Origin of the sequence: Macrococcus hajekii (assembly GCF_004359505.1) — a bacterium.
Taxonomy (GTDB): Bacteria; Bacillota; Bacilli; order Staphylococcales; family Staphylococcaceae; genus Macrococcus; species Macrococcus hajekii.
In genome coordinates, this window is the sequence record NZ_SCWE01000043.1 from 1 (window position 1) to 356 (window position 356).

Annotated in this window: 1 protein-coding gene; it reads left to right on the forward strand. The window is 53.4% G+C overall.

Annotated features, from left to right (window positions below; translation table 11 throughout):
* Positions 1–356, forward strand: a 356-nt coding sequence (locus ERX37_RS11290; RefSeq protein WP_208001697.1) for a collagen-flanked surface repeat-containing protein, incomplete at both ends; no start/stop codon positions are given.

The window sequence follows — 356 nt, forward strand, 5'->3', positions numbered from 1 at the left end:
GATGGCACGACAACAACAACAGTGATCAAAGATGGTGCGGACGGCGAATCACCAACGGCGACAGTAGTCGACAACGGCGACGGCACGCACACAGTGACGATCACAAATCCAGACGGGACAACAACGACAACAGTCATCAAAGATGGTGTTGACGGAGTAGACGGTAAAGATGGCGTATCACCAACGGCGACAGTAGTCGACAATGGAGACGGTACACACACAGTAACGATCACGAATCCAGATGGCACGACAACAACAACAGTGATCAAAGATGGTGCGGACGGCGAATCACCAACGGCGACAGTAGTCGACAACGGCGACGGCACGCACACAGTGACGATCACAAATCCAGACGG